Annotated in this window: 7 protein-coding genes and 1 pseudogene; 2 read left to right on the forward strand and 6 right to left on the reverse strand. The window is 75.9% G+C overall.

What is annotated here, in order from left to right; all coding sequences use genetic code 11:
* From DEF28_RS24440 to DEF28_RS24450, 3 genes are all read right to left on the reverse strand, one after another.
* Positions 1 to 891 (reverse strand): GAF domain-containing protein (locus tag DEF28_RS24440; RefSeq protein WP_199493501.1); only part of this gene is annotated, 891 nt, incomplete at its 3' end.
* A gap of 149 nt (positions 892 to 1040) precedes the next feature.
* A complete protein-coding gene (locus DEF28_RS24445; RefSeq protein WP_114396732.1) occupies positions 1041 to 1646 on the reverse strand; it encodes a maleylpyruvate isomerase N-terminal domain-containing protein in 606 nt (201 codons plus the stop codon).
* Positions 1643 to 2527 carry an NAD(P)-dependent oxidoreductase gene (locus DEF28_RS24450; protein ID WP_114396733.1) on the reverse strand — a complete coding sequence of 295 codons (885 nt, stop codon included), beginning with the start codon at positions 2525 to 2527 and terminating at the stop codon, positions 1643 to 1645. The genes DEF28_RS24445 and DEF28_RS24450 overlap by 4 nt, the downstream gene beginning before the upstream one ends.
* Positions 2528 to 2663: 136 nt before the next feature.
* Between DEF28_RS24450 and DEF28_RS24455 the strand changes: the two genes are divergently transcribed.
* Positions 2664 to 3692, forward strand: a complete 1029-nt coding sequence (locus DEF28_RS24455; protein ID WP_114396734.1) for a GlxA family transcriptional regulator — start codon at positions 2664 to 2666, stop codon at positions 3690 to 3692.
* Between the two features lie 66 nt (positions 3693 to 3758).
* Here DEF28_RS24455 and DEF28_RS24460 read toward each other — a convergent pair whose 3' ends face one another.
* The 3 genes from DEF28_RS24460 to DEF28_RS24470 form a co-directional block, all read right to left on the reverse strand.
* Positions 3759 to 4292, reverse strand: a complete 534-nt coding sequence (locus tag DEF28_RS24460; RefSeq protein ID WP_114396735.1) for a hypothetical protein — start codon at positions 4290 to 4292, stop codon at positions 3759 to 3761.
* 28 nt (positions 4293 to 4320) lie between these two features.
* Positions 4321 to 5010 carry a peptide deformylase gene (gene def / locus DEF28_RS24465; protein ID WP_114396736.1) on the reverse strand — a complete coding sequence of 230 codons (690 nt, stop codon included), beginning with the start codon at positions 5008 to 5010 and terminating at the stop codon, positions 4321 to 4323.
* Positions 5011 to 5355: 345 nt separating this feature from the next.
* A complete protein-coding gene (locus tag DEF28_RS24470) occupies positions 5356 to 6051 on the reverse strand; it encodes a hypothetical protein (RefSeq protein ID WP_114396737.1) in 696 nt (231 codons plus the stop codon).
* Between the two features lie 904 nt (positions 6052 to 6955).
* On the opposite strand from DEF28_RS24470, the pseudogene DEF28_RS24475 reads away from it, so the two are divergent.
* Positions 6956 to 7313 (forward strand): annotated as a pseudogene (locus DEF28_RS24475) (ATP-grasp domain-containing protein); the annotation flags it as partial.

The following is a 7313-nucleotide window of genomic DNA, read 5'->3' on the forward strand; positions in this document are numbered from 1 at the left end:
CCGCACCTCCCCCTCCAGGCCGGTCCCCGCCGCCGGGGTGACGCGCACGCTGATCCCCGACCTGTCGGGGTACAGCTCGAAGGACAGCCACCGGTCCGGGGGCCGCAGCGCGGTGAACCGCACCGGCTGCCGGCTGATCACCGCCGACCGGTAGCGGTCCTCGACCTCGGGCACGTCCATCCACGGCAGCACCTCCCAGGGCAGGCCGCCCAGGAGGTCGGCCGCGGCGGCGCCCAGGAGCTCGGCGGCGGCGGGCGTGACGAAGGTGATCCGCCCGCTGAGGTCGAGCGCGCACGCCCCGCCCGGCAGGCGGTTGACGAACCCGAGCGCCGCCCGCTCCTCCGGCCCGGCGTCCCGGCCGGGATCGGGCACCAGCATGCGCGGCCGGGCCCCGGGCAGCACCGGACGCCCGCGCACGGCGGCATGGCGCACGATCCGGCCGAGCTCGCGGCAGGCGGCGCGCAGCCGGCGGCTCTCATGGCGGCTCAGCCGCGGCGGATGCGAGCCCGGCCACATGAGCACCAGGCCGCCGTGCAGGACGGAGCCCGAGGTGACCGGCGCGGCGGCCAGCGAGAACTCGTAGGGAAGCACGAGCGCCGGCCGCGGGTAGCGGCGCGCCATCTCCTCCGGCCCGCTGATCCAGACCAGCCGGCGTTCCCGCACCGCGTCGGCAACGGGCATCGGATCGTGCTCCGCCACCCGCGTCCACGGAGAGGCGATCTCCACCGGCATCCCCGTCAGCAGCGTCAGCCACAGCACGCGCTCGTGCGGCGGCCGCAGGTACAGCCCTCCCACGGACGCCCCGGTCTCCCGGACCACACGCTCCAGCACGTCGTCCAGCCGCCGGAAGACCGCCTCGTCAGCGCAGGCCGAGCCCGCATGGCTCAGCACGCTCTCACCCCCTCGGCCGCCCCGCGGCGGGCCGCGGACACCGCCGGCGCGCACGGCGCGCTCCCCCCATGCTGCGTCCCTACCCCGTTTTGGCGGCGGACGCCCGCCCCGACGCGAAGGCCGCGCGGCGGGCGCCCCCAGCGGCCCGCTCAGCGCACGGTCCCGCTCCACCGCCACTCGGCGCGGCGCGGCAGACCGGGCAGCGGCGCCCGCCCCGTGCACCACAGCAGGGTCCGCCAACGGGAGTGCCCCGCGGGGGCGTCCGGGAAGAGCCGGTCCACCGCGAACGCCGCCACCTCCTCCGCAGGCGCCCAGGGCACCTCCAGGGCGCGGGCGATGTCGTGGGTGTGCACGGTGAGCTCGACGACGCCCATGGCGGCGAACCCCGTCGCGTCCGAGGCCCCCCACGGATGCCAGGCGCGCGCCTGCGGCCCGGCCCCGCGCACCGCGGCGGACAGCAGCGCCGACGCCGCCCCCACCCCCTCCAGCCACTGCGCGAGCGATGCCCCGCGGTCCAGCGACCCGAGCAGCGCGGAGTTGCGGTCGGCGGTCCGCCTCACCAGCAGGCCGGCGTACCAGACCACGCCGACGGCGACGTGGTCGAGGGTCTGGCGGCAGCTCCAGTCCAGACCGCGCGCCGGCCGCGCCCAGTCCTCCCCGCGGACCAGGGCCGGCTCCAGCGCGGCGACACAGGCCCGCGCCGCACCGTCCAGCACATCCGCCGCCGAGCCGACCGCGGCGGGCTCGGCCGTCACTTCGCCCCCGCCGCGGCGCGCAGGACCTCGACCACGCTCCCGAAGCTGTCGGCGCCGTGGCCGGCGTCGCGGGCCCGCTCCATGGTGGCCTTCAGCAGCCGCGGCAGCGAACCGTCGATCCCGCGCGCGTCACCGGCGTGGACCAGGTGCTCCACGGCCGCGATCTGCACGTCCACGGTGGCGTCGTCCCCCGGGTAGCGCCCGGCGTCCACCTGCGGCGCGTACGTCGTCATGAACCCGGCGACCGCGGTGAGCCAGCGGACCGCGATGCCGGTGAACGCCGTCGCCTCCGCCCGCTCCGCCGTGACCAGCGCCGTGCCGTGCGCCCAGCCGGCGAGGGCGGCCCACATCAGCCCCAGCAGCGCCGCGTCGTACAGGGACGCGGTCCCCGGCTCGGGGCCGAGGTCCAGCGGGTCGCCGAGGGCGGACAGCGCCGCCCGGTGCCGCTCGACGGCCGCGGGGGAACCGCTGTACAAGAACATCATCCGCGGGTCGCCGACCCCGGGCGGGGTGGTCATGACCGCCCCGTCGAGGTAGTCCGCGCCGTGCGAGCGCGCCCACCGCGCGGCCGCGCCGGCCTGCTCCGGCGATCCGGAGGTGAGGTTGACCAGGGTCCGCCCCGCGAGCGTGCCGGCGACGGGGTCGAGCACCCCGCGCACGGCCGCGTGATCCAGCACGCAGACGACGACGAGCCGGCTCGCCGCCACGGCTTCGGCTGCGGTGGCGGCACGCACCGCGCCGCGCGCCACCAGCGCGTCGGCTCGCCCGGGTGTCCGGTTCCACACCGTCGTGGGATGGCCCGCGTCGAGCAGCGCGGCGGCCAGCGCCGACCCCATCGCCCCCAGCCCGATGACGGTCACGGCTTCCGGTCGGGATCGCATGTCGGTCCTCTTTCTACGTCCGCCCGGCGGGCGGTGATCGGTTCCCACCACGCTCGCACGGCCCCGGGGGGACCGGCCAGGGGCAGCAATGACGACGATCACCAAATTCCTGCCACCGGTGCCGTAGGCTCGCGGCATGAGCGCCGGTACCGTGGCCGTGGTCGTCCCCGACGACCTCGCCGTCCCGTCCTGGGACCTCTACGAGCTGAGCATCCCCTGCACGGTCTTCGGCAAGCCGCAGCCCGACCTGGCCGACCCCTGGTACGACCTGCGGCTGTGCTCGGCCGGTACCGGCGAGGGGCCCGCCCCGCCGGCGTCCTCCGCGCTGGCGGTGCGCACCCGCTACGGCCTCGACGACCTCGCCGGGGCGGACACGGTCATCGTCACCTCCGTGCCCGACGCCTGCGTGCAGGAGGACGCGCCGGTCCCGCCCGGGCTGACCGCCGCGCTGCGCCGCGCCCACGACGCGGGCGCCCGCATGGTGTCGCTGTGCACCGGGGCCTTCGCGCTCGCGGCCGCGGGGATCCTCGACGGCCGCCGCGCCACCGCCCACTGGATGCACACCGCCCAGCTCGCCAAGCGCCACCCCGAGGTACGGGTCGACGACTCCGTCCTGTACGTGGACGACGGCGACGTGCTCACCAGCGCCGGCCTGACCGCCGGGCTCGACCTCTGCCTGCACCTGGTGCGCCGGGACCTCGGCGCGCACGTCGCCAACCAGCTCGCCCGGCGCATGGTGGTGCCCGCCCACCGCCCCGGCGGCCAGGCGCAGTTCATCGACCTGTCCGTCCCCGGCACCGACGACGACGGCCTGGCCCCCGTGCTGGCGTGGGCCCAGGAGCGCCTGCACGAGCCGCTGACCGTGGACGACCTCGCCCGACGCGCCGCGATGAGCCCCCGCACCTTCTACCGGCGGCTGCGGGAGGCCACCGGCACGACCCCGCTGCAATGGCTGCTCAACCAGCGCCTCGGCCGGGCGCAGAGCCTGCTGGAGTCCACGGACCTGCCGGTGGAGCGCATCGGGGAACTCAGCGGCCTCGGCACGGCGGGCAACCTGCGGCACCACTTCCTGCGCCAGGTCGGCGTCTCCCCCACGGAGTACCGGCGCGCCTTCCCCGTGCGCGCGCCGCGCGCGTCCGGGGCCGCCGCCCACCCGCCCCGCTGACGGGGCCCGGCCGAGGCGGGCGGAGCCGGTGCTCCCGGGCCGATGGGCCGCACGGCCCGGGCGGTTTCAGGAGCGGCCGATCACCGGACGCAGCTCTCCGGGCGCCGAGATCCGGCGCAGGGCCACCAGGTCAGGGCGCGGGGCGGAGGCGAACAGCCGGACCAGGAGCGGCCCGGGCATCGCGGCCACCGCCACCCACGAGAACGGGGTGTGCAGCACGGTGAAGGTGCGGGGCGCCCCGTCGACCTCGATCTCGCGGGCGGACCAGGCGGAGCCCTCGGGAAGCGGCAGCGGGCGGGCACCGAGGTCGCCCCGCATGCGGCGCTGCATGAAGTCGCGCTCCACGCACAGTCCGCGGACCTGGTCCGCTCCGGGCGCCGACCCCGTCCAGCGGCGGGTCATGATCTCGACGTCGGTCTCGCCCTCGCCGGTGCCGAACTCCACGACGGCCTTCTCCACCGCGCCGGTGCGCGGGTCGACGGTCGTGGAGCCGACCCGGCCGCGACGCGCCTCCCCCGCGGGCGCGAACAGCGGTATCCCCGCCAGCAGCGCCGCGGCGGCGGAATCGGCCGCGCGGGCGCTCGGCTCGCCGTCGTTCATGGTCCCCCCACCGCCGGCTCCGCGCCGCTCACTCCTCCGGGCGCCCGAACTCCTCGCCGGCGTCCAACGCGGCGGCGTTGGCCTCGCGGCGGGCGAACACACCGTCGCGCATCTCGTTCATCTGCTTGAGGACCTTCTTGCGGTCGCGCTTGGAGAGCCGGTCGATGTAGAGGCGGCCGAGCGTGTGGTCGGTCTCGTGCTGCAGGCACCGCGCGAAGTACCCGGTGCCCTCGATGACCAGCGGGGCGCCGTCGCGGTCGAAGCCGCGGACGACGGCCCGCTCGGCCCGTGCGAGCTCGGCGTGCGGGCCGGGCACCGAGAGGCAGCCCTCGTTCTCGACGACGAGGGTGTCGTGCTCGGGGTCGCGCTCGTCCAGGACCGGGTTGACGATGTGGCCGACGTGCCGGACGCCGTCGTCGTCCGGGCAGTCGTAGACGAAGACCCGCAGGTCGACACCGACCTGGTTGGCGGCCAGCCCGACCCCCTCGGCGACGTACATGGTGCGGAACATGTCGTCGATCAGCGCGGCCAGTTCGGGGCTGCCGAACTCGGCCACGTCCTGGTTGCGCCGGTGCAGCACGTCCTCCCCGGTGACGGTGATCCGCCGGACGGTCCCCCGCTCCGCCTCCGGCGCCATGGCCGGGAAGGCCTCCACGGGCTCGCCCTGCACCCGGACGCGGGTGTCGGTGGAGCGGTCGGACGTGTGCTGCTCGGACATCGCTTGCTCGTCTTTCCGGTGCGTGATTTCCGCGCGTTCTCCGCTTGACGCGACAGGTTGCAAGGTAGCACGCGCAATGGGGGTGCGCCTCGACGCTCACACCGCGCGAATCGGGGCCCGAGCGGGCCGCCGCGGCCGGGTTCGGCGGCCGGCCCGGAGCCGGGGGCACCAGGCCGGAAGCGCGGGACCGGCGGTGCGTCCACCGGCGCCTCGGCCGCTCCCCGGCGAGGACCGGCGCCGGCCCGGGCCCGCCGGCGCGGGCCGCCAGCAGCGGAGACGGCGGCGGGGCCCGCCCGGGGAGCGCGGGGCCGCCGCGGCCGGACTCCGGGCGGCGGCCCGGGCGGGTCAGCCCACGACGCGGTCCCGGCGCGGGAACCGGTCGGCGACCCAGAAGTAGAACTCGTCGGTGGAGCCGCGCGGGTCGGTCCGGGTGTAGTCGCGCATGGACACCCGCCGCCACGCGGTGGTCCAGCGCCGCTTCTCGGCCTCGTCGCCGCCGCACGCCTCCACGAACGCCTCGACGAGGCCGAGCTTGGGCATGTCGTTGCTCTTCAGAGCGGTGCAGAACGTGGACGCCGCCACACGGCGCCCGCAGCGGCTCTGCATGGCGCGGTAGGACGGCTCCCCTGCCCAGACCCGGAAGGCCCGCATGGCCTCCACGAACGCCTCCGGGCTGCGGGCCCGCAGCGGGTCGGGGCGCAGGTCGTGCCCCTCGATGTCGGGGGTGGCCCGAGGCGGGGCCGCGTACCCGGTCCTGCGGCTGCGCGCCTCGGCGAGCGCGAGCTCCAGCGCCTGCGGACCGGCCCGGCGGGCGGGGATCACGCCCGCGGGGACCACCTTCTCCTCCGCGACGTTGATGCGCCGGAAGTCGTCCCTCTCCGCCACGACGATGGAGCAGCCGCTGGTCGAGCGCCGGACCTTGTACAGCTTCCCGGAGAAGAACGCGGTCTCGAACGGATAGTGGGCGGTGGGATCGAGCTCGCGCGCCCAGTCGCGCATGGCGCGGCCGGCGGGTGAGTCGGGAGGGATCGCCTCGATCATCGGACCTCCCGCCGGGGGCGCCGGTGCCGGGCCGCCCGGGTCGTGGCGGGGTGGCGGGCGTCGCGGACGGGGGACGCGGCCGGAACGGGCGTGCGCCGGCGCCCCGTGAGCGGGGAGCCGAAGGAGCGGTTGTTCGACACTGTGTACCTTCGGTAGTTCTGACCTGGGTGAGACATGGAGAACGGCACGGGTGGGTGGTGAGTCCACGTTTCGCGGAGCCGATCCATGTGGCTCAAGAAATTACCTCAAGCGCCGCAGCCGTCATTAACCTTAACATTAATCTGTGATGTGAGTCATACGTGGCTTTTGTGGAGGTCGAGATTGTCCGGGAACGGCCATCAATCCGCCCGAAATTCCACTTGGCACACCATTACGGCAGGTCATCGCCGCCCAGTACCCACCGCAATTCCACCGGCCGAATTCGCGAACGTTCCCGGATGCGCGCCCCTGTCCCACCGCGTTCGCGCGCGTTCACGGCTGTTCGGAATTGTTTCGGAAGGTTCCGCAACGTATTCGAGGCCGGAATGGGCAACCATATCGGCTTAGCTTTGTGTCGGCGAGCGGGGACGCGCCGCACCCTTCACGGGACATCCCCACTCGGCGCCGCGGCCAGGTGAGGGCCGCGGCGCGTGGCGAACACGAGTCGTGCCTGCTCTGACCTGGGTGAGGCACCGCAAGGCCAGCGGGCCGCCCTGTGGTGGGGCGCGGTCCGGTCGCTCGCCGACACTGGCCTTCCGTGGGGCGGCCGCCGTCGCGCGGCCGCCTGCAACGGAAAACGGAACCGGCGCCGCCCGCGCTGACCGCTGGCCGGCCATCGCGGGGAGATTCCCCGCCCCGGCCCCTCCGGCGCCGGCGCCCGGCGCTGCCTGCCGACGCGGCCGCCTCTCGCGGCACAATGAGCGCCGTGACCGCTGCGCTCCTCTACCCCTGCGACCCGCTCGCGCCCCGCCGGGTGGACGCCCACTTCCGCGCCGAGGCGGCCGAGGCCCGCGCTCTGGGCGCCGACGTCGCCCTGCTCGACCACGACGCCCTGCTTCGCGGCGACGTCGCCGAAGCCGTCCGCCGCATCCCCGCCGGCGCCGGACCGCTCTGGTACCGCGGCTGGATGATCCCCTCCGGCCGCTACACCGACCTCGCCGCCGGCCTGGCCGGCCGCGGCGCCCTCCTGGCCGTGCCGCCCGACCGCTACCGGCGGGCACACGAGCTTCCCGGCTGGTACCCGGTGTTCGCCCCGGCCACCCCGGCGAGCGTGTGGCGGGAAC

The organism is Marinitenerispora sediminis, from assembly GCF_003336425.1.
Lineage (GTDB): Bacteria > Actinomycetota > Actinomycetes > Streptosporangiales > Streptosporangiaceae > Marinitenerispora > Marinitenerispora sediminis.

Excerpts from the sequence above, each read along its gene's own strand:
- DEF28_RS24450 (WP_114396733.1), bottom strand. The coding sequence starts at position 2,527 with ATGCGATCCCGACCGGAAGCCGTGACCGTCATCGGGCTGGGGGCGATG.
- DEF28_RS24455 (WP_114396734.1), top strand. The coding sequence starts at position 2,664 with ATGAGCGCCGGTACCGTGGCCGTGGTCGTCCCCGACGACCTCGCCGTC.
- DEF28_RS24460 (WP_114396735.1), bottom strand. The coding sequence starts at position 4,292 with ATGAACGACGGCGAGCCGAGCGCCCGCGCGGCCGATTCCGCCGCCGCG.
- def (WP_114396736.1), bottom strand. The coding sequence starts at position 5,010 with ATGTCCGAGCAGCACACGTCCGACCGCTCCACCGACACCCGCGTCCGG.
- DEF28_RS24470 (WP_114396737.1), bottom strand. The coding sequence starts at position 6,051 with ATGATCGAGGCGATCCCTCCCGACTCACCCGCCGGCCGCGCCATGCGC.